Genomic DNA, 20026 nt, shown 5'->3' on the forward strand with positions numbered 1-20026 from the left:
CCACTTGGCGGTCGAACGACGCGCCGACGGTGGCGAACGCCTCCTCCCAGGCGAGGACGTGCATGTCGTTGGTGTCGACCAGCGTACCGTCGATATCGAAGAGAATGGCTTTGATCTGCATAATGTTACCCCGGAACTGATCTCGTGCATACGCGCGTCAGAGCACTCACGTGCCGGCAAAACCGCCGTATTCCAGTGATACGCGCACTGTGCGATGGGGGCCAAACGGATCATCGTTCGGTTCGGCACCGTCGACGTGTGAGATTACGGTGTGATCGTCGATCAATCGACGCATATTCAGCGATTGGGGCATAGCCCGACGCAAGAACCCTAAGATCATGATCGCGGATTAGAGGTGACAACTCCATCCGATACAGTGTGTTTTTGCCTGAAACAGGGCGGCGCTCTTTGGAGATAGATTAACAGGCATCAATACAAAATATAAGCGCTCCGAGACCCTGCTTCCGTAGGAACGATGTTGTTCCCCGGATCGCTATGCTTCCACAAACGACGAAAGTTTAGGCTTAAGCAATTGTGCGGTATGATCGCGGCGAGAGGCTACACAGTGTCATCCGGCCGTGCCCGGTCCGTGACTTTCGCCCCCATCTGGTCCGGTCCGATAGAACGGATGGGTTGGGTATCTCGCCACATTTTTCAAAAGGACATACCGATGAGTGACAAGGTTCAGACCCCCGTACCCGGCAATCCCGCGAGCAAGGGCGCCCCGGACGGCGTATCGGACTCGCCGCGCGGCAACGGTGGCACCGAGATCCACGGTCGCAGCGAGGGAGGCGAAAGTGGCGGTGGCGCCTATCCCAACCCGCATGCCGGCAAGACCGAGACGAACACAGGCTTTATGGCGCACGGTGGCCAGACCAACATTGCCTATCACGGCGGTGGGCAGGCGGGCGAAGACAGTGGAAATGCCGGTAACGGCGTTGCAGGCTCGGGCGGCGGTGACGGCGCGACTATCGCTGCGGACCCGAATGCGGACCGCGTACCCCACAAAATCGCAGCCGAAGGTAGCAGGATCAACGTTGTCGAGACGTCAGGCATCGCCGAAGCCGAGGCTAGTGGGAAGGTCGGTACCGATGCCGATTACGAGGAGGAGCAGAAGCAGCCCGGGGCCGGCTGAGGTTGGCCAATCGCGCACTCCTTGATCAAGTTTTCAACCAAACGCCGCGCAGCCCGCTCGGTGAACCATAAGGACGTTCTCATGTCTGCACCCGAAGATCTCCAGGAAATCTACACCGACGAGCTGAAAGACCTGTGGTCCGCAAACGATCAGATGAAAAAGGTCTTGAAGAAGATCACGACGAAGGCGAGCGACGCGTCGCTGAAGGAGATGCTAACCAAGTCGCAGGCGGATATCGAGAAGCATACCGACATGCTCAAGGACCTGATCGCATCGAACGACGAGAAAGTCTCGAAGGAGCATTGCAAGGGCATGGAGGGCCTCGTCGCCGAAGCAACCAAGCATGTCCTCGAAGAGGGTCCTGAGAAGGGTCCGCTGCTCGATGTCATGATCATTGCGCAATATCAGCGGATGACGCATTACGGCATCGCTGGTTTCGGTACGGCCGCTGCCTATGCTAAGGCGCTTGGCCTCAAGGATGATACCAAGGCGCTGACCGCAGCCACCAAGGACATCTATGGTGGCGACGAATATATGACGAAGCTTGCCGAGACGACTGTAAATATTGACGCCGAAGACGAGTGATCGTGATTGCCCGCTGGCACATCGTCGGCGGGCAATGAATTCCGATCGCGTCTCGCGCCGTCAGCTTACTGAGATCTTACCTTATCGGCGAGTTCCGCCCGCATCGCGAAATGCGTTGATCTCTCATGCTCGTAAGCCTCTTCGAACCACTATGCGCGCCTTCCTGTGACGAAGTCTCGTTCCCTTCTGGATAGACCGTCATGACATCTGCATTGCCCGATCCCTACATCCTCATTCTCACCGGCTTTGGCCTGCTTACTGCGCTGGTTGTCTGGTTACCGCTGGCGCTTCGTAAGCTACCGCTGTCGTTGCCGATCGTCTGTATCGCGCTCGGCGCTGTGCTTTTTTCGTTACCTCAGGTGATGCTGAGGCCGCTGCCGCTTCTCTACCCGGAGATTACCGAACGCTTCACCGAGTTCGTCGTGATCATCGCGCTGATGGGGGCCGGCCTGAAGATCGACCGTGTGTTCGGATGGCGGGACTGGGCGGTTACCTGGCGGCTGTTGGCGATCACGATGCCGCTGGGCATTCTGGCCATCACGGCGGTGACGGCATGGGGAATGGGACTGCCATGGGCGATCACTTTGCTGCTTGCTGCCAGCCTGGCCCCCACGGATCCTGTCCTGGCAGCCGACATTCAGGTTGGGCCGCCCAAGAGCGAGGACGAAGACGAGGTACGGTTTGGACTGACGTCTGAAGCCGGCCTCAATGATGGCTTCGCATTTCCGTTCGTTCATCTTGCCATCATGCTGGCAGCCACGACCGCAGCCGGGAGCAGCAAGCCTTGGCTGGGTGAGTGGCTAACTTACCGGGTGTTATGGGAAATCGGTGCAGGGGTTGGTGCCGGCTGGCTGATCGGCCGCGCCTTTGGTTGGCTGACCTTTCACGTCCCCGCGCAAACCAAGCTTGCGCAGACCGGTGACGGCCTAATCGCGCTGGCTGCGACTTGCATCTCCTACGGCTTTACCGAGATCATCCACTGCTACGGCTTCCTTGCCGTGTTCGTGACCGCTTTGACGTTTCGAGGGACGCACCGAACGCACGACTTCCATCACGACATGCATGATGTCACCGAGCAGATCGAACGGCTCGCTATGATGGTCTTGCTCCTGCTGTTTGGCGGTGCGCTGGTCAGCGGGCTTCTAGCTTCGGTCTCGTTGACGGATGGGCTGATCGCCCTGGTGATCCTGCTGATCATCCGCCCGATTACTGGCCTGATCGGCTTGGCCGGCCACCGGGCTGACCGTTCGGAAAAGCTGACGCTGGCCTTCTTCGGCATCCGCGGCGTCGGATCGATCTATTACCTGGCCTATGGTCTCAACCACATCCACGTCGATGCGGCCGAACGTCTTTGGGGCCTTCTCGGACTGGTCGTGCTGTTTTCAATCGTCCTGCACGGCCTCACCGTGACGCCAATCATGCGTTTGCTCGACCAGCAACACGGGCGAGATCCAGACAAGGATGCGCCCCCCGCCGTGGGAGCTTGAGGCAACTCTTTATCAAGGTTCGTATCAAAATTGGCGTCTGGCGTGAAAACGACGTTCGCATTCGAGACGGAAGACACGCGTAAAGGGACGAGGCATGACCGAGACGAACAAGAGGGACGCGAGGGGGCACGACGCTCAAAGTCCTTGGGCGATCCCCGCAAAAGGCTGGAAGGACATTGCTCTGCGAGCCTGGAAGGAGGCCGGTCAGGATAATATCAGCTTGGTCGCCTCCGGCGTGGCTTTCTGCGGCGTACTCGCCATGGTGCCTATGCTGGGCGCCGTCGTGCTGAGCTATGGGCTCGTCGCCACGCCCGCTACGGTGATGAAGAACGTCCAGTCACTGACGTCAGTTATGCCGACGGATGCTGCCAAGCTGATCGGCGAGCAGTTGGCCAACGTCGTCACGACATCGGACGGCAAGAAGGGGTTCGGGCTGCTGCTCGCGCTCGGCATCGCCTTGTACGGCGCAATGAAAGGCGCAACCGCGCTCATCACCTCGCTGAACATCGCCTATGACGAAGAGGAAACGCGCGGCTTCGTCCGGCTAAACCTCATCGCGTTAGCCATCACCGCCGGGGCGGTGCTTATCGCCATCGTCGCTATCATCGCGATAGCCGCAATGGGCAGTCTGGATACACTGTTCCCCTCCGCCCCTGCCATCGTTCTCATGGCAGGGAAGATCGTTTCCTACATGGTCATGGCGGGTATGGGAGCTGCAGCAGCGGCAACGCTCTACCGCTACGCGCCCAATCGCGATGAGGCGAAATGGACGTGGTTGACGCCTGGATCGGTGCTGACGACGGTGTTGTGGCTGGTCGTTACCCTTGGCTTCGGGTTCTACGTGGCAAACTTCGGCAGCTACGACGCGACCTACGGCTCGTTGGGAGCCGCGATCGTATTGCTGACCTGGCTTTACTTATCCGCCTACATTCTACTGCTCGGTGCCGAGTTCAATTGCGAACTGGAGAGACAGACCACGCAAGACACGACCAGGGGGCCGACCAAATCACTCGGTGATCGCGGAGCGTACGCAGCCGACACGGTAGCTTCCGGACCGGAGATAGCGCCGCAGGCAGGACCAGGACCGCAGTCCTCAAATGGTGACAAGGATGTATCCCGAGCCGCACCGTATACGCCGTCACCTTTGCGTGAGTACGCTGCCGGCCGCATGGTCGTGCGTGCAGCACGCGTAACCGGCCTGGGTAAAGCCGGCATGGTACCTTCCATCATCGTCACCGGCGGGCTTGTTCTCCTCCGACGCCGTGACAAGGCGCTTATGGGGGCAGGGCTGCTTGCTATCGGGGGAGGGCTTAGTTGGCTATCCGGCCGACCCGTTGGCTCTCGTACGCCCGAACTCCCTGACTAACATTGCGCAGATAGCGCATCCCTACCGATCCAGGGTCCTAGCTCGATCGAAGGTGACCGGACCTATAGGTCCCCGCATCTGTTGGTACCCGTCACAACAAGGAAGCCGACATGAATCTCAATGACCTGCTGCCTGATGGTGGCATCGATGCACTCGCCGCCCAGCTAGGTATACCGCGTGACCAAGCCCAGCGCGGCGCAGAAGCGCTGCTGCCGTCGGTTCTGGGCGGCATGGGAAATAACACGACGCAGTTAGACGCCCATGTGAACACGCTTGGCGGCGTAGACCTTGCTTCGAACGTGTTGGGCAATGAGCCGACGCAGATCGATCGCGGTAATCAGATCCTCGGCGGTATCTTCGGGTCGAAGGACGGCAGTCGTGAGGTCGCCGACAACGCGGCGCAGAGCAGCGGCCTGGCGCCCGAGCTTCTGAAGCAGATGCTGCCGATCCTGGTCATGCTGGTGGCTGGCCATCTGACCGAGCGCTCAGGCGGGCAGCAAGGTGGCCTTGGCGGGATCCTTGGATCCATACTTGGCAGCCTGGGTGGCGCTGGAGCCGCAGGTGCTGCGCCCGGGGGCGGTCTTGGCGGCGGACTGGGGGGCATTCTTGGTTCGGTTTTTGGCGAACGGCGATAGAAAGGTCCGGTCTTAGTACTGCCCTGCTCGATCAAAATGAAGGACTTGAGGTCCACTAACATCCCGTCGCCACGGGTCTACGGCACGGCGATACCATCGACGGCATGACTAGGGAGCGCATGTGATGCGGAGACGAGGAAACCAGCAAGCTGGTCCTGTGGCAATTGTCATCTTCGTGCTGATCGTGGCGTTCGTCGTCACGATATGCTGGCTTGCCGCGCAAAGCTTTCAGAAGGAGCCGAATGGACCGCCGCGTGGTAGTCAGACGCTGCCAGCACAAGCGGCGCAGGGGGACCGTAACTGCGACGCCCCCGAACGCTTCTCCTGTCCGATAACGATGACGACGGCTAAGCTGGCGGTCTGAGGCCGGGGAGGACGGCGTAGGGTACCCCCCCCCCCGGATCGGCTGGTTTAGTTGCGCAGGCTGTCTGGAACGATACCGCCGTTATCGGCAAGCTTCTGCATCACTGCCTTATGAAGGGCGATGTTTTGCTCGGCCGAGCCGTCGGCTGCTGCATGGACATTCAGCTCGGCAGCAAGTTCCTTGCGAGCGGTCAGACTGGAATCCAGGTCCAGCAGCTTCAGAAGATCGACGATCGAGCTCTGATAGTTGCCGCCGCCATCCTTCATCGATGCCATCTCGCTGAGGACCGCACCGACATCGACGGACTGCTGAGCCGCTGCGGGGGCGGGCTGGGCGGTAGCGGTCGGGGCGGCCTGTGGCGCAGCTTGAGGCGCAACGGCAGGAGCCTGAGACGGCGCAGCGGCTGGCGCGGCTTTATGATGGAAAACCTTGTTCATGATCGTGCTGAAGATGCTCATAGCCGTGTCCCGATAAGGCCGGCAGCTGTGCCGGCAGACGGCTAGAACGAACTCGCTTCATGATCGGTCCGGAGTTCGTTGCTCGTGCGGAACGGTCCTCAGAAGGCACGCGTTGAGCAGGTAGCGGCAATATGCGAGCAGACGGAGAGTATGATGAACTTCAAGACCCTGGCACTGGTATCGGCAGCGGCCCTGTCATTGGCCGCATGCGGCAAGAAGGCCGACGATACGACGGCCGTCGATAACAGCGCCTACGCCAATACGTCCGTCACGGACGTGAACGCAGCCGGTGCCAACGACGCCATGGCAGCCCCCGCCTCAGGTGGGCAGGCCTTCGTCAACATGGCGGCTGCGAATGACTCGTTCGAGATCGAGACCTCGAAGCTGGCTGTAACCAACGGCGCGTCTGCTGCGGTGAAGAAGTTCGCTGGCCAAATGATCACCGCCCATGAGGGTTCGACTGCGAAGCTGAAGGCACTGACGGCAACGCTGTCACCAGCTTTGACGCCCAACCCGGCGCTGAGTGCTGAGCAGCAGCAGAAGCTTGCCAATCTGAAAACCAAGCAGGGCGCTGATTTCGACACCGCGTACGCAGCTGCCCAAGTCGCCGGGCATCAGCAAACGCTCGATACGCTCAGGGGATATGCTGCAACCGGCGACGTGACGCAGTTGAAGACGTTTGCGTCGGGATTGGCACCTACGGTTGCAGCACATCTGAACATGGCGAAATCGCTCAAGTCGTGAAATCTGGCCTTAGGCAATAATCTTTTTGATCCGAGAGGCGCACCGTTGCGTGCACCTCTCGGTTTGCGATCGGACAGTTTCAGTCGAACCAGAACACCACGTGATCTCGAGCTTGGTGGGTTTCAGTTTCCGAAATGTCGGTTGAAGGCTTTGTATGAACCTTTCTCAGACCGAGGCATACCGTAACGCTGCTGCCCAAGAACGTTCGGAAGCCCAGCGGTCCACCCTTCCCCTTGTTCGACAGCGTCATCTGCGATCGGCAGAGGCGTGGGATGCGATGGCCAGTCAGGGCGAAATGACTGAGCGTCTGGCGCAGGCGAATGCCGATAACCGGGTCAAACAACCCTATCAGCGACTGTCGTCGGCTGAGAGTACGTAGGCGAAGTTTGTCGTCTCGTCACGGGCGCAGCTCCCGCACGCGCAACGTCAAAATGTATAAGGAACAACCTCACAATCTGCGGCATGATTAGTAGTGCCGAGTCGCCCTATCGTCGTGTTACAGAATATTATGATACCTGAAATACTGGAGAGGAAATAAAGTCAGTATTCTATGCCATACTTGACTAATTGCTGTCAAAACCAACCATGTTCCATGCTGACGGTCTGTCGTGCAAATACAGGCGTGCTTTAATTCAGGCGCCCTCTAGGTTGTACTTAAAGTGGCCGAGCCCGAATGACGTCTGCGAGCGCAGAATGTGGGATCCGGTTGCTCACGGTCTGCGAGCAGGCGAGTAGGCCGTTGGGGCAGTAGCGGTCGTCGTCCCAGCCGGGATGGTCGAGGATCGGGTAGAGACATGTCCCCTCGACCGGCACGCCGAGCGATTGTGCGATCTTCACCTCGCGCAGGATCATGCGGAGCCACGCGGGGCGGGCGCTGCCCTCGATCCCGGTCTCGGCGATGAAGATCGGGCGGCCGTAGCGGGCGTAGGCGTCGGCGAGGATCGCGTGGAGGGGGCGGCTGAGTGGGTGGTCGTAGGCTAGTGGGGGACCGCCGTGGATCCATTGGTTGTTGTGGTAGAAATTGACGCCGACGATATCGAGCAATGCCGGGCGACCGCCGATCTGCGGCCACGCCTTGCCGGCGATCATGTCCCAGGCCTGGTATTGCGCGAGGCGGTGACCTTCGGCGGCGGGGGCGTCGTTGGGGCGGGCGGGGTCGGTGATGACGTTGATGACCGGGTCGGCGTGGACGAACCTTGCGGCGGGATCGATCGCGAGGATCGCCTCCATCGCGGCGATCGAGGCGCGGGCGAGTTGGACTTTGAGTTCGTAGCCGCGGTTGTGTGCGAACGGGTTGAGATAGGCTGCATCGCCGCCGCCCCAGGCGAAGAATGAGATCTCGTTGACCGGGGCATAGAAGCGGGTTTCGCCGGGCCCCGCGGCGCCGATATGACGCGCCGCGGCGGCCGCGAAGGCGGCGAAGCGGGTGACGAACGCGGGTGTCCAGATGTCGATGTCGTCGGGCAAGCCATAATGGAGCAGGTCCCAGATAACTTCGGTGCCTAACGCCTTGGCGGCGTCTAGCTGGCGGTCGAGGCTGGACCAGTCGTAGCGGCCGGGTTCGCGTTCGATCAGATGCCAGCGCAGGCCGTCGCGGACCGTCAGGATACCGAGCTTGGCGAGTTCGCTGTAATCATGCGCGGCGAGGATGTCGTGGTGGCTGGCGGCGATGACGTCGACGCGCTTGCGGTCGTGCGCGCGGCGGTGCGTGGAGGATTCGAAGCCGCCTTGCAGGAAGCTCCGGAATAGTCCGGTCGGGCGAGGTAGGGGCGGTCGGTCGGTAAGGACTTCGGCAAACAGGCTTTCCCAGCGGGGGACGACGGCGGCGACTGCGTAGTCGGAGTCGACTTTGGCGCGGAGGGCGGTGCCGAGGCGGGTCCGGAGTGTCGGGTCTTCGAGCAGTTTTGTGATCGCCGCGGCAACTGAGGGCGGGTCTTCGTGGGGGACGAACAGGCCGCTGACCCCATCGACGATCTGTTGTTCGGAACCGTTGTCGCGCGTTGCAATGACCGGAAGGCGTGCGGCGCCGGCTTCGGCGATGACGTGCGGCATGCCTTCGCCGCGCGAGAGCCAGACGAATATGTCGAGCGCGGCGAGCAAGTCGGGTACGTCGTCGCGGTCGCCGAGGAAGGCGAGGGCAGTGTCCAAACCGAGGGCGTGCGCGCGGTTGCGGAGTGCTGGGGCATATTCGGGAATGAAGGCGTCTGGTCCGCCGATGACAACGAAGCGGGCGCGGGGGTGGCTGGCGTGGACGAGCGCGGCGGCATCAATGAAGTCCTCGACGCGCTTTTTCGGGTCGAGCCGGCCTAGCCACCCAACCAGCGGTACGTCGTCGGCGATCCCTAGCGTCGCACGGACCGGCGCGCGGCGGGCGGGGTCGAAGGCGCGCGTGTCGACCATCGACGGGATTTCGACCGCGTGGTGTTCGCGGCCGGGCATGCGGCTTGCGGCGGCGTCGCGGATCGAGGCACAGACGCCGACGTAGCGCGCGGTGAAATGCTTGGGGCCGGCGAGTGCTTCGGAGACGAGGCCGCCATGTTCGATCAACGGCGGGCGGAGGTGCATGCGTTCGAGCGCGGGGTAGATGTCCGCGACATTCTGGCACGAGACGACCACGTCATACGCGGGCAGCTTGCTCGCGAGGTAGGCGACGGTCTCGTCGAAGCCGAGCGCGTAGGGCGTGCGGTCGACGGGGACGCCGATCGCTTCCAGTTGCGCGTGCGTCTGCTCGGACATGCCGTCCTTCCGGAAGCAGGCGACGACCTCGATCCGGTAGCGGGTGGGATCGAGCGCCTGGGCAAGCAGCCGCACTTCCGTCTCCTCGCCGCCGACGACGAGCCAGGCGAATACGAACAGGATGCGGATCGGTCGGGCGTCGGCGGTAAGTGCGGTGCTCAATCGCCGACCTTGAAAACGATCTGGAGGAATTCGGGCCGCTCGCCGACCAGCTTTGCGATGAACTTGGGGGCGTCGTCATAGGGCACGACGTGTGTGATGAGCTGCGCGCGGATCTCGGGGCCGCGGGCGAGAAGGAGCTTCACCGTCTCGTTGGCGAGGCGGCGGCGGTCCCATTGAAAGCCGAGCCCTCGGGGGACGCGGTTGATCTGGGCGCAGCGGAGGTTGAGGCCGTTGTGGTGGAATTCCTCGCCGAGCCGGAGCCGGTCCGCGCCGCCCTGGTAGAAAGCGAGGTCGATCACCGTGCCCTGCGGCCTTAGCGCGCGCATCGCGGCGTGGAGACTGGCGGCGTCGGCGCGGGTTTGAAACACGACGTCCGCACCGCGATCGTCGCCGCCGTGCAGCCAGCGTGCCTTGGCGTACGCCCAGGCCTGGTCCTCGGTCATCGCGGTGATGCCGAGACATTCGGCGCGCAGGCGGCGGAAGGGGGAGGGGTCGGCGATCACGACTTCGCTGGCGCCGGCGGCCTGTGCGAACAGGGCGGTGAGCATGCCGACGATGCCCGCACCGATCACCAGCGCGGGGCGGCCGCGGATGCCGTCGCCGAGGTTGACGACATTGGGGCCGAGCAGTTCAGCATCGGCGTGAAGGATGCCGTTGGCGGCGATCGGCCCCATCTGGCCGATATAGATGCCGAGGATCGGATCGAGCTCGAGCGGGAGCTTGGTCAGCAGGTCGTTGAACGGGTCAGCGGTGTGGCCGGTCTTGTGGCCGAAGACGGTGCCGACGACGTCGCCGTTCGCGAAATCGTCGACCCGGCTGTCGCTGACGCGCGCGCATTCCATGTAGCCGAGGAACGGCACGGGATAGTGCGCGCTCGGTTCGCCGGGGACGAACACGCCGCGCCCTGCGTCCCAGCGCGAGTGGAGATACGGGTTGCTGTTCTTGACGAAGGTGAGTTCGGTGCCGGCGGAGAAGCCGGTGTAGAGCAGGTCGAGGCGGACTTGGCCGTCACCCGGAGGCGCTTCGTCATAACCGAAGAAATAGGCCTGGCCGGGGCGTTCGACGCCGAGCGAGCGGACGTGGCGCCACTCAGACATGCGCCACCTCGCGCTCGCAGACGTCGATCGCGCGACCTTCGACGGCGGAGCGTTCGATCGCCAGCGCGAGGCGGAGTGTTTCGAGCGCGGCGGGGTAGGGGCAGCGGATACGGTTCTCGCTCCCACGGACCGCGTCGATGAAGTCGCGATCCTCCAGCACGACCGGGTCGCTGCCGGTGCCGCGGACCGGGCGACCGCGGCCGATGTCGATCATCACGTCTCGGTCGGTCAGTTCGATCGCCAAACCTTCGCCGAACAGGTGCAGGCCGACGCGGTGGTTCCAGTTGAGCAAGCAGGTCGAGGCGAAGTTGGCGATCGCGCCGCTCGCGAAGGTGAGCATCGCGGTGCTGGTTGTCGCGACGTCGAGGCCGGGGAAGGCGGCGCGGTCGATATGGCCCGACTGGCCGTAGACGCGGACGACGTCGCCAACGAGATAGCGCGCGAGATCGACCAAGTGCGTCGTCTGTTCGAGCATCTGGCCGCCCGATGCGTCCTTCTTCCACCACCAGCGCGGCGGCGGGGTTGAGTCGAGCCAATAGCCGGACAGGAGGCGCGCCGGCGTCGCGGAGAGCAGCGCCTTCACCTCGTCAACGGTGTCGAGATAGCGCCAGTGATAGCCGACCGCAGTGACGAGACCAAGCCGATCCACCGACGCCGCGACGTCCTCCGCGGTGCCGAGATCGAGCGCGACGGGCTTTTCGACGAAGAACGGCAGCTTGTGGTCGATCGCGAGGCGTTCGGGTTCGCCGTGCGCGAACGGCGGCACGCAGATGTAGAGCGCGTCGAGGTCTACCGCGGCCAGCATCGCGGAGGCATCGTCGAACGCGCGCGCGCCGAAGCGGGCGGCGGCCTCAGTCGCGCGGGCCATGTCAACGTCGGCCACCGCGACGATCGCGACGTCGTCGAACTGCTCGAAGACGCCGAAATGGCGATTGGCGATGCCGCCTGCGCCGATGAACCCGATCCGTGTCCGCTCCACGCCGTCTCCCTTTGTGTGTTTGGTCTGGTCTTGCACGGCGTCGTAGACCGCGCGCGTATCGGCGATCATGCGATCGGCCGAGAATAGGTCTTGCTGACGTTCGATCGACGCGCTGGCCAGCGCCTCGAGGCTATCGCGATCGGCTAGCAGGGTGATGACCGCATCGGCGAAACTCGCCGGGTCCGCGGCGGTCAGACGACCGGTGACGCCGTCCTCGATCGCTTCGGCATTGCCGGGTGCGACGGTGGCAACGACGGGAAGCCCGGCGGCCATTGCTTCGAGCGCGACCAGCGGCAGGCCCTCGAACGCGGAAGGCAGAACGAGCAGGTCGGAAAGCGTCATAAGGTCGGCGACGTCACTGCGGGTGCCGAGCATGCGGACCGTGCCGGCTAGGCCCTTGGCGGCGATGGCGCGCGCGGTCTGGGTGAGGAGGGGACCTTCGCCGGCGAGCAGTACGATCACATCCGGGTGCGCGGCGCGGATCGCCGGCAGCGCGTCAAGCAGGAGCGCGTGACCCTTTTGCTCGGCAAGGCGCGCGACCATCAGCAATACCGGCGCGTCACCGACACCCCATTCGCCGCGCAGCGCCGCTCTCGACCGTGACGGCCGGTGCGGGCCGACGCCGTTGTGGATCGTCTCGACCAGCGCAGGATCGACGCCGGCCGCGCGGTAGCTGTCGCCGACCGCATCGGAAACGCAGATCAGTCGTGCGAGCGCGGTCGAGGTCTTACGGTGCTCGTCGCACTGCGCCGCGTCGGTCAGCAGATAGGGAAGATGCTCGGTGCGGACGACGGGCACGCCCGCGGCCTGCGCGGCACGGACCGCGGCATGGCCTTCCCAACCGATCCCGGCATGGACGTGGACGATATCCGGTGCCGACCGCTGCATCCAGCGCGTCAACGCGGCGTCGTCGTCGAGCATCTTGACCGCAAAGCCCCTGGCGGCGGCGCGTTCGAGCAACCCGGTGGCAGGACGCCCTGCAAAGACGATCTCGTCGCCGGCAAGGCCTTCCGCGAGCATCATCATGTGCGCGCCGACGCCGGACGGGGCCAGGCTGTCGGTCAGCATGCAGATACGGGTCATTCTGCTGCCGATGATATAGGGGCCTGCGATGTGATCGATTGCGCAGCCATCTTGGCGGCCATGCGGCGATAGGTGGCGAGCGCTTGTCCCACGACCTGGTCCATATTGTAGTAGCGATAGGTCGCGAGCCGGCCGACGAAAGTAACGCCTTCCTCCGCATCGGCGAGCGCTTCGTAGCGTTTGAACAGCGCCTGATTTTCGGGGCGGGGGATCGGGTAATAGGGGTCACCCTCCGCGCTCGGGAACTCGTAGCTGATGCTGGTCTTCGCGTGGAGCTGGCCGGTCAGGTGTTTGTATTCGGTGATGCGGGTCTGGGGCACGGTCTCGTCGGGATAGTTGACGACCGCGACCGGCTGGAACTGGGCGACGTCGTGCGTCTCATGACGAAACTGGAGGCTGCGATAGGGCAGCTTGCCGAAACGGAAATCGAAATATTCGTCGATCGGGCCGGTGAAGACGATGTGGTCGACGTCGATGCGGTCGATCACGTCGCGGTATTCCACGCCGAGATCGAGCGTGATGCCGGGGTGGTCGAGCATCGCCTCGAACATCCGGGTGTAGCCGTTCGCCGGCATCGCCTGGAACTTATCGGTGAAATAGCGGTCGTCGGTCGAGGTGCGGGTCGGCACGCGGGCGGTGACGGCGCGGTCGAGTTCGGACGGATCGAGGCCCCATTGCTTGCGCGTATAGCCGCGGAAGAACGTCTCGTAGAGATCGCGGCCGACCGCGGCGACGACAACGTCTTCCGAGGTGCGTATGTCCTCGACCGACTCCGCTCGGCTGGCGAGGAAGGCCGCGGCTTCCGCGTCGTCCTCGAGCGACAGGCCGTAGAGTGCGTTGAGCGTGGTGCGGTTGATCGGCATCGGCACGAGCTTTTCGTCGACGCTGGCGAGGACGCGGTGTTCGTAGGGGCGCCACTCGGTGAAGCGTGACAGATAGTCGAACACGTCGGCGGAATTGGTGTGGAAGATGTGAGGGCCGTAGCGGTGGATCAGCACGCCCGCCGCGTCATGCTCGTCATACGCGTTGCCGCCGATGTGCGGGCGGCGGTCGACGACGAGGACGCGCTGGCCGCTGTCGCTCGCGAGCCGTTCCGCAAGGACCGCGCCGGCGAACCCCGCGCCGACGATCAACGTGTCGTAGCGTTCGCGTTCCCGGGCGGGGCGGAAAGTGCGTTTCGCGGTGAGGATGCGGTCGATCTCGGTTGCCATGGCGGTTTGGGTCCGGTCCCAAGATTGTGTGGCGAGCAGGCTGTCGGCTTCGTCGCGCCATGCGCCTTCGCGGGGGAGGGCGAGGGCGGCCTCGCAGGCGACGACGAACGCGGTTGCGTCGGAGGCGATCGCCACGGCGGCCGCATCTCCGTAGTGGCGGATCACGTCGACGATCGGCGTGGAGACGACGGGCAAGCCGCCGGCGAGATATTCGGGGGTCTTGGTCGGGCTGATGAAGCGGGTCGCGGCGTTGATCGCGAACGGCATCAGCGCGACGTCCCAGCCAGAGAGATAGGCGGGGAGCTCGTCGTACCCACGTCCGCCGAGCCAGTGGATATTGGCGCGGCGGGGCAGGTGCGCGGGGTCGATCTTCACGACCGGACCGATCATCACGAACGACCAGTCAGGACGTGCAGCGGCGACGGCGTCGATCAGTGAGAGGTCGATGCGTTCGTCGATGACGCCGAAGAAACCGAGCTTGGGGCCGGGGATGTGGCGCTGGTCTTCGGGTTCTACGTTGCCGGTACGCGCTTGGGCAAAATGTGCAACGTCGACCGCCGACGGGAAGGCGTGGACGTCGCCGTGGCGGTCGCGCTTGGCTTCGTACAGGCTGTAGCCGCCGGTGAAGACGAGATCGGCACGCGCGAGCAACCGCGCTTCGCGGTCGAGCAAAGCGGGGTCGGCGAAGCGGAACGCAGACAGTTCGTCCATGCAGTCGTAGACGACCGCAGCGGCGTCCATATGCTCTGCGAACGGGAGCATCATCGGCGTGTAGAACCAGAGCACCGGCTTGGCGCGAATGCTCGTGGCCACCAGCATGTCGAGCAGTTGCCGCAACCCCGCTTCGACCTGCTCGGCATTCCACCAATGCGGCAGGCGCGGACGTAGCGCGATCACGTTATCGGCAAGGAAAGGGTGGTATTCGAGGAACGGCAACGGATGGTCGCACGGGATATACTCTTCCCAAAAGAACACCGCCCGGGTTTGCGCGAATCGCCTCATTAGATGCTGTGGGCGCTGGGTGACGAAATCCCAGCGGAGGTGCGAGAAGCAAATCAGCGGGGCGGCATTTATGTCATCGGACTTTAAGAGGCTGGGGGTAGGTCCGATGCCGTGCACGCTCTTCCAATCCGCGGAACCGCGGTCATCCGCGTTGTCGCCCAAATCTAAAACCATGTTCCGACCAAGTCATCATGGCTCGTCGGGTTTTTGTTATTGCTTTGCATCATGTATTTGCTCGATAATTCGCGCCAGTCGTTTCACACTATGCGTCCATGTCCAACGTTCCAGAGCAGCCTCACGGGGCCGAAAATCATCGGCGGTTTCGCGCATTTTAAGGATCGCTTCGGCAAAGCCGTTCGCGGAAGCGGTCATGCCGGTCTCAGGTAGGATGAACTGCAGTCCGCAGCGCAGATCGGCATTGGCGAGCACGGGTAGCCCCGCGAGCATGTATTCGGTGAGGATAGCCGGCGCGCCGTCGTCGATGCCGCACACGACGCCGAACCTGGCGCGGTTCATCAGGTGATTGACCTCCTCGATCGGAACACCCGGTGGGCCGACGAACTCGATCGATAGGTTCTGGTCTCTGGCGCGCTGACGTAGCGCGTCGGCATCCTCCCCATAGCCAAACACGCAAAGCGCGCGCACGTCGCGCGGCAGGTTCGCGAGCGCGTCGAACAAGATATCGTGGCGTTTATACGGTTGCGCCGCGGCGACGTAGATCAGGTCGACATCCTTGGCCGTGCCGAGCGGGCGGAACTGGTGAGTCGCAGCGAATTCGGGACCGATTGGCAGGATCGCGGTACGCATGCCCGGGTGGCGGGCCTCGACTTCGTCCGACTGCCACTGCGCGCCGGTGATGACGAGATCGAAATGTCGGCTCACCTCGGCTGGCACGCGCAACGAGGGTGCGTCGATCGAGTTGTAGAGGATGATGCTGTTCGCACACAGCGCGAGCAACTCGGCCGCGACGCCCAGGCCCAGCACGACGAGGATGTGCGGCGCGCCGAACGCCTCGACGAACGCGATCATCTGCGACGAGGCAAAGGGAGCGTGCTCGTCGTCAATGCGGAATGCGCGACGCGTCATAACCGCGTTGTCCCTGCTGAACGGCGGCTCATCCGCGCCGCGCCAATGATGCCAGATTTCAGCCTGATCGACGATACCGGCGGCCACTAGCGCGAGCGGTAGCCGCTCCAGATAGCCGCCAGTCACGTCCGCGGCGACGAGGTCGCCGATCCAGGGCTGGCTCGCCGAACCGACCGCGTGCACAGGCAGCACGGCAGGTGACGGGCAGTCGTGCCCGGGATGCGGGCCATCTACCCAGTCGCTGATGACGACGACCGATCGCCGAGCCGTCAACGGTGCCGCCATCTGTGACTTCTCCCTCATCGGTATCTCTAACCGCCGGTTGCCCGATCCGCAGATGAGGCGATGCCAGGTCCCATTGGCGCCAGACATGCATCGAATGCCGCAAGACCGTCCGGCGATCCGCCAATCAGTCTTTGGCGCTGCCAGGCTTGGCCATCTTGCGATGCTGTTCGGCGAGCACAGAACCGGGGATGACGTTGGCAAGCACGCCCTGAACCTTCGTTTTCCACCCCGAGAAGATCGACGCCTTGCCGCCCATCAGCGCATCCCAGCCATCCTTGGCCACGTCGGCGGGATCACTCTTGTTGGGGTCGGTGCCGACGTCGGTGTCGTTCATGTCAGCGCGGTCGAAGAATTCGGTGTCCACCGGGCCCGGCATAAGCGTCGTCAGTGTGACGCCGTCCGCGTCCTTAATCTCGTTGCGCAGCGCTTCGGTAAAGCTGTCGATGAATGCCTTGGAGCCGTTGTAGACCGCCTGGAATGCACCGGGGATGTAGCCTGCGACCGACCCAGTCACGAGTACCTTGCCATCGTTGCGCGCGACCATCGCGGGCAGCACCTTCTGGACTAGGTAGAGCGTGCCGGTGATGTTGGTATCCACCACGTTGCGCCAGTCCTCGAGCTTCTGGTCAAGGAAGCCGTGGCCAAGACCATGGCCCGCGTTGGCGCACAGCACGTCGACCTTGCGTCCGTTGGTCGCGTTCAGCAGCGCATCGACGCCCTCGATCGTCGACAGGTCCGCCTCGGCCGCGGTCACGTCAGTGCCGAACTGCTTGAAGTCAGCGGCGGCGGATTGGATCAGCGCTTCGTTGGCAACGACGAGGATGTCGTAGCCATCCTTGGCGGCAAGCGTGGCAAGTTCGAAGCCGATGCCCGTCGAGGCGCCGGTGATGATTGCGAATTTATCGGCCATGTCGTCAAATCCTCTCAATTGAAGCCGGGCTTGAGCACGACCTTGGTTACTTCGTTCTGGTTGTTCTTGAACATGTCGTAGCCCTTGGGGGCGTCTTCCAAGTCCATGCGGTGCGAGATCAGGAAGGTGGTGTCGATCTTGCCCTCCATGATCGCGTTGAGCAGCGCGGGCATGTAATGCTGAACGTGCGTCTGGCCGGTCTTGAGCGTCAGCCCCTTCTCCATCAGTGCACCGAGCGGGAACTTGTCGATGAACCCCCCATAGACCGCCGGCATCGATACGCGCCCGCCCTTGCGACATGCGATGATCGCCTGGCGGATCGAATGCGCACGATCGGTACCGAGGAAGGTCGACGCCTTGATCTGGTCGAGTACGTTGTCGACGAAGAAGCCGTGTGCCTCCAGCCCGACGCTGTCGATCACCGCATCGGGACCGATCCCGCCGGTCATCACCATCAGAGCCTCGTAGACCGCGCTTTCCTCGTAATTTATCGTCTCGGCGCCAAACTTCTTCGCCAGTTCGAGGCGGTGCGGGAAGTGGTCGATCGCGATGACCCGTTCGGCGCCCATCAGGAACGCCGACTGGACCGCGAACAGCCCAACCGGGCCGCAGCCCCACACCGCGACGGTGTCGCCAGGCTCGATCTGCGCATTCTCCGCAGCCATCCAGCCGGTTGGTAGGATATCGGAGAGGAACAGGACCTTCTCGTCGTCGACGCCGTCGGGGATCACGATCGGGCCGACGTCGCTGAACGGTACGCGGACGTATTCCGCCTGGCCGCCCGCATAGCCCCCAGTCATGTGGCTGTAGCCGAAAAGGCCGGCCATCGGGTGGCCGTAGAGTTCCTGCGCGACGTCCTGATTGTCGGCGGGGAGGCCGTTGTCGCACGCCGAATACTGATGCTTGCCGCAGTGATAGCAGCTGCCGCACGCGATTGTGAACGGGACGACGACCTTCTGGCCCTTCTTCAGCGTCGACTTCGCGCCGACCTCGACGACCTCGCCCATGAACTCGTGGCCGAGGATGTCGCCCGCCTGCATCGTCGGGATATAGCCGTCATACAAATGCAGGTCGGAGCCGCAGATCGCGGTCGCGGTGACCTTGATGATGCAGTCGCGGGGATTGACGATCTCGGGGTCGTCGACGGTATCGACGCGGACGTCGTGCTTACCGTGCCATGCCAGAGCGCGCATCAGGCGAGTTCCTCTTCATGCTGCTTGCGGTTCATCGCCGCGGTTGCGATCTCGCCGGTTTCCATCAATTGCTTGAAGCGACGCAGGTCGCGCCGCGCCTGGATCGCAGGTTCGCGCTGGAACATCTTGGCGATCAGCTTGCCGACGATGCCCGCGGGCGGATCATAGGCGATCGTCGCGGTGACGACCGTGCCGCGCGCGCCAGCATCGCGAAACTCGACCTGCCCGCTGTTCGCCACGTCCGCGCCGGGCTCGGACGCCCAAGCGATAAGACGGTCGGATGCCTCTTCGATGACTACCGCGTCCCATTCGACCGTCTTGCCGGCGGGTGCCTTCACGACCCAGTGCGACCGCTTGTTATCCAGAATGTCGATCCGTTCGACATTTTCCATGAACGTCGGCAGGTTCGTGAAGTCGCGAAAATACGCGAACACTTCGCTGACTGGCCGGTTAATCGTGACGGCACGCGCGACGAGTGAGCCACCCTTGCCGTCGGGGATGCCCGACTCTGCAAAGGCATCGCGCTTTTTCCACGTCGATGGCGGCGCATCGTCACCGTGAGGCTTGGTATCATGCATGTCGGATCTCCTGTCAGTTGCGAGCACGCCGCGTCTGCGTTGCGACGCTGGCCGGTGTGCAGGTGCAGTCGCTGGTAATTGCACGGTGATCACATTGCGGAAAGTTCGCTGATGTGGCCCTGAACCACCGGCGCAACCGAACCTGCGACCGCCCTGAGCGGCGCCGCTGTTCCGGACTGCGCGTAGCTCTGGTGAAGCGTCAGCGCGCGCTGATGCGCGGCTTTCTGCTGTTCAACGTACAGTCGGTCGCGCGCGGTCCCGTTGGCTGCGCGCAGGGCGGCGACGTTCTTCGTACCCATAGCGTCGAGCTTTGGCGGCGCAGGATGCAGGCCTGCGCGCATCGCCGCAGCTTTTACGTCCGCGGTCGACTTGGTATGGTCGGTGACCATCATCGTTGCGAACGAACGCAGCTTGGCGTTTTTGGTCGAGATGAGCACCAGACGGCTGGACTGGATTTCATATTGATCGCCGCCCCCCGCCTTAATTACGTAGGTCGGGGCAGCCATCGGCGCCTGTGCAATAGCTGCGACGGCTGGCAGTGCGACCATGGCTGCAAGCGTAAGAAGCTTGGTCATGACATTCTCCCGAGAACACTGCGGTACGTACGACCCATAGCTGCAAACCAAACAGGCACGAGCGGGCAATGTTCCAGCCGCCTGGACTATCTCAATCTGGATCAATTCATTGGAGCACTCGACACTATGCCGTGCGAATATCGTGATCTGGTAATGCGGGCAGGGTTGGGGTATCGGATCTGAAGTCCGACCAAATTGCCGTGCTGCTCTGCTTCGCCTTGTCGTCCCAGAGTAGACGTGAGCAACGGGGGTCGTTGATCGGCAGAAACGATCTGCCCATTGCGAGAATTTCGCCAGAAGTCAGACGTACGGACCAACTGCTGCTATTCACTTCGAGCGTGCTAAGCCTGTCAGT

The 20026-nt window shown here is 63.0% G+C and carries 18 protein-coding genes; 7 read left to right on the forward strand and 11 right to left on the reverse strand.

All coding sequences use genetic code 11. The features are described from left to right. Positions 1-121: HAD family hydrolase (locus SPHN_RS18615; protein ID WP_432715109.1), on the reverse strand; the 121-nt coding region annotated here is incomplete at its 3' end. A 549-nt stretch (positions 122-670) separates the two neighbouring features. Here SPHN_RS18615 and SPHN_RS16175 point away from each other — a divergent pair. The 6 genes from SPHN_RS16175 to SPHN_RS16200 all read left to right on the forward strand — a co-directional run bounded on the left by SPHN_RS16175 (position 671) and on the right by SPHN_RS16200 (position 5572). After that, entirely contained in the window at positions 671-1135 is a 465-nt protein-coding gene (locus SPHN_RS16175; RefSeq protein WP_248524758.1) for a hypothetical protein, read from the forward strand. An 81-nt stretch (positions 1136-1216) separates the two neighbouring features. Continuing rightward, a complete protein-coding gene (locus SPHN_RS16180) occupies positions 1217-1720 on the forward strand; it encodes a ferritin-like domain-containing protein (protein ID WP_248524760.1) in 504 nt (167 codons plus the stop codon). A gap of 200 nt (positions 1721-1920) precedes the next feature. After that, positions 1921-3207, forward strand: a complete 1287-nt coding sequence (locus SPHN_RS16185) for a cation:proton antiporter (protein WP_248524762.1) — start codon at positions 1921-1923, stop codon at positions 3205-3207. Between the two features lie 94 nt (positions 3208-3301). Beyond that, positions 3302-4573, forward strand: a complete 1272-nt coding sequence (locus SPHN_RS16190; protein ID WP_151989660.1) for a YihY/virulence factor BrkB family protein — start codon at positions 3302-3304, stop codon at positions 4571-4573. A 110-nt stretch (positions 4574-4683) separates the two neighbouring features. Continuing rightward, complete coding sequence (locus tag SPHN_RS16195; RefSeq protein ID WP_151989661.1) at positions 4684-5208, forward strand: DUF937 domain-containing protein; 525 nt, start codon at positions 4684-4686, stop codon at positions 5206-5208. Between the two features lie 157 nt (positions 5209-5365). Continuing rightward, positions 5366-5572: a hypothetical protein gene (locus SPHN_RS16200; protein ID WP_151989662.1), complete on the forward strand. Its 207-nt coding sequence runs from the start codon at positions 5366-5368 to the stop codon at positions 5570-5572. Positions 5573-5619: 47 nt separating this feature from the next. Here the strand turns inward: SPHN_RS16200 and SPHN_RS16205 are convergent, their stop codons facing one another. Beyond that, positions 5620-6030 carry a DUF3597 family protein gene (locus tag SPHN_RS16205; RefSeq protein WP_248524764.1) on the reverse strand — a complete coding sequence of 137 codons (411 nt, stop codon included), beginning with the start codon at positions 6028-6030 and terminating at the stop codon, positions 5620-5622. A 153-nt stretch (positions 6031-6183) separates the two neighbouring features. On the opposite strand from SPHN_RS16205, the gene SPHN_RS16210 reads away from it, so the two are divergent. Further along, positions 6184-6774 carry a DUF4142 domain-containing protein gene (locus SPHN_RS16210; RefSeq protein ID WP_248524765.1) on the forward strand — a complete coding sequence of 197 codons (591 nt, stop codon included), beginning with the start codon at positions 6184-6186 and terminating at the stop codon, positions 6772-6774. Positions 6775-7428: 654 nt separating this feature from the next. On the opposite strand, the gene SPHN_RS16215 is transcribed toward SPHN_RS16210, so the two are convergent. The 9 genes from SPHN_RS16215 to SPHN_RS16255 form a co-directional block, all read right to left on the reverse strand. Continuing rightward, the gene (locus SPHN_RS16215; RefSeq protein ID WP_248524767.1) at positions 7429-9672 is read right to left on the reverse strand and encodes a glycosyltransferase family 4 protein; all 2244 of its coding nucleotides are present in this window, start codon (positions 9670-9672) and stop codon (positions 7429-7431) included. After that, a complete protein-coding gene (locus SPHN_RS16220; RefSeq protein ID WP_248524769.1) occupies positions 9669-10769 on the reverse strand; it encodes a zinc-dependent alcohol dehydrogenase in 1101 nt (366 codons plus the stop codon). The genes SPHN_RS16215 and SPHN_RS16220 overlap by 4 nt, the downstream gene beginning before the upstream one ends. Then, on the reverse strand, positions 10762-12831 hold the full coding sequence (locus SPHN_RS16225) for a glycosyltransferase (RefSeq protein ID WP_248524771.1): 2070 nt from the start codon (positions 12829-12831) through the stop codon (positions 10762-10764). The genes SPHN_RS16220 and SPHN_RS16225 overlap by 8 nt, the downstream gene beginning before the upstream one ends. Beyond that, on the reverse strand, positions 12828-15044 hold the full coding sequence (glf, locus tag SPHN_RS16230) for a UDP-galactopyranose mutase (RefSeq protein ID WP_248524773.1): 2217 nt from the start codon (positions 15042-15044) through the stop codon (positions 12828-12830). Before glf ends, SPHN_RS16225 begins: the two co-directional genes overlap by 4 nt. Positions 15045-15254: 210 nt before the next feature. Beyond that, a complete protein-coding gene (locus tag SPHN_RS16235; RefSeq protein WP_248524775.1) occupies positions 15255-16433 on the reverse strand; it encodes a glycosyltransferase family 4 protein in 1179 nt (392 codons plus the stop codon). Positions 16434-16539: 106 nt separating this feature from the next. After that, on the reverse strand, positions 16540-17325 hold the full coding sequence (locus SPHN_RS16240) for an SDR family NAD(P)-dependent oxidoreductase (RefSeq protein ID WP_248524777.1): 786 nt from the start codon (positions 17323-17325) through the stop codon (positions 16540-16542). 14 nt (positions 17326-17339) lie between these two features. Beyond that, the gene (locus tag SPHN_RS16245) at positions 17340-18518 is read right to left on the reverse strand and encodes a zinc-dependent alcohol dehydrogenase (RefSeq protein WP_248524778.1); all 1179 of its coding nucleotides are present in this window, start codon (positions 18516-18518) and stop codon (positions 17340-17342) included. Next, entirely contained in the window at positions 18518-19096 is a 579-nt protein-coding gene (locus tag SPHN_RS16250; RefSeq protein WP_248524779.1) for an SRPBCC family protein, read from the reverse strand. The genes SPHN_RS16245 and SPHN_RS16250 overlap by 1 nt, the downstream gene beginning before the upstream one ends. 89 nt (positions 19097-19185) lie before the next feature. Next, positions 19186-19671, reverse strand: a complete 486-nt coding sequence (locus tag SPHN_RS16255; RefSeq protein ID WP_248524780.1) for a DUF4142 domain-containing protein — start codon at positions 19669-19671, stop codon at positions 19186-19188. Positions 19672-20026 lie beyond the last annotated feature (355 nt).

It is taken from the genome of Sphingomonas faeni, from assembly GCF_023195535.1.
GTDB classification, from domain to species: Bacteria; Pseudomonadota; Alphaproteobacteria; order Sphingomonadales; family Sphingomonadaceae; genus Sphingomonas; species Sphingomonas faeni_B.

Coding starts and splice junctions, on each gene's coding strand:
- SPHN_RS16175 (WP_248524758.1), top strand. CDS start 671: ATGAGTGACAAGGTTCAGACCCCCGTACCCGGCAATCCCGCGAGCAAG.
- SPHN_RS16180 (WP_248524760.1), top strand. CDS start 1,217: ATGTCTGCACCCGAAGATCTCCAGGAAATCTACACCGACGAGCTGAAA.
- SPHN_RS16185 (WP_248524762.1), top strand. CDS start 1,921: ATGACATCTGCATTGCCCGATCCCTACATCCTCATTCTCACCGGCTTT.
- SPHN_RS16190 (WP_151989660.1), top strand. CDS start 3,302: ATGACCGAGACGAACAAGAGGGACGCGAGGGGGCACGACGCTCAAAGT.
- SPHN_RS16195 (WP_151989661.1), top strand. CDS start 4,684: ATGAATCTCAATGACCTGCTGCCTGATGGTGGCATCGATGCACTCGCC.
- SPHN_RS16205 (WP_248524764.1), bottom strand. CDS start 6,030: ATGAGCATCTTCAGCACGATCATGAACAAGGTTTTCCATCATAAAGCC.
- SPHN_RS16210 (WP_248524765.1), top strand. CDS start 6,184: ATGAACTTCAAGACCCTGGCACTGGTATCGGCAGCGGCCCTGTCATTG.
- SPHN_RS16220 (WP_248524769.1), bottom strand. CDS start 10,769: ATGTCTGAGTGGCGCCACGTCCGCTCGCTCGGCGTCGAACGCCCCGGC.
- SPHN_RS16225 (WP_248524771.1), bottom strand. CDS start 12,831: ATGACCCGTATCTGCATGCTGACCGACAGCCTGGCCCCGTCCGGCGTC.
- glf (WP_248524773.1), bottom strand. CDS start 15,044: ATGAGGCGATTCGCGCAAACCCGGGCGGTGTTCTTTTGGGAAGAGTAT.
- SPHN_RS16235 (WP_248524775.1), bottom strand. CDS start 16,433: ATGAGGGAGAAGTCACAGATGGCGGCACCGTTGACGGCTCGGCGATCG.
- SPHN_RS16240 (WP_248524777.1), bottom strand. CDS start 17,325: ATGGCCGATAAATTCGCAATCATCACCGGCGCCTCGACGGGCATCGGC.
- SPHN_RS16245 (WP_248524778.1), bottom strand. CDS start 18,518: ATGCGCGCTCTGGCATGGCACGGTAAGCACGACGTCCGCGTCGATACC.
- SPHN_RS16250 (WP_248524779.1), bottom strand. CDS start 19,096: ATGCATGATACCAAGCCTCACGGTGACGATGCGCCGCCATCGACGTGG.
- SPHN_RS16255 (WP_248524780.1), bottom strand. CDS start 19,671: ATGACCAAGCTTCTTACGCTTGCAGCCATGGTCGCACTGCCAGCCGTC.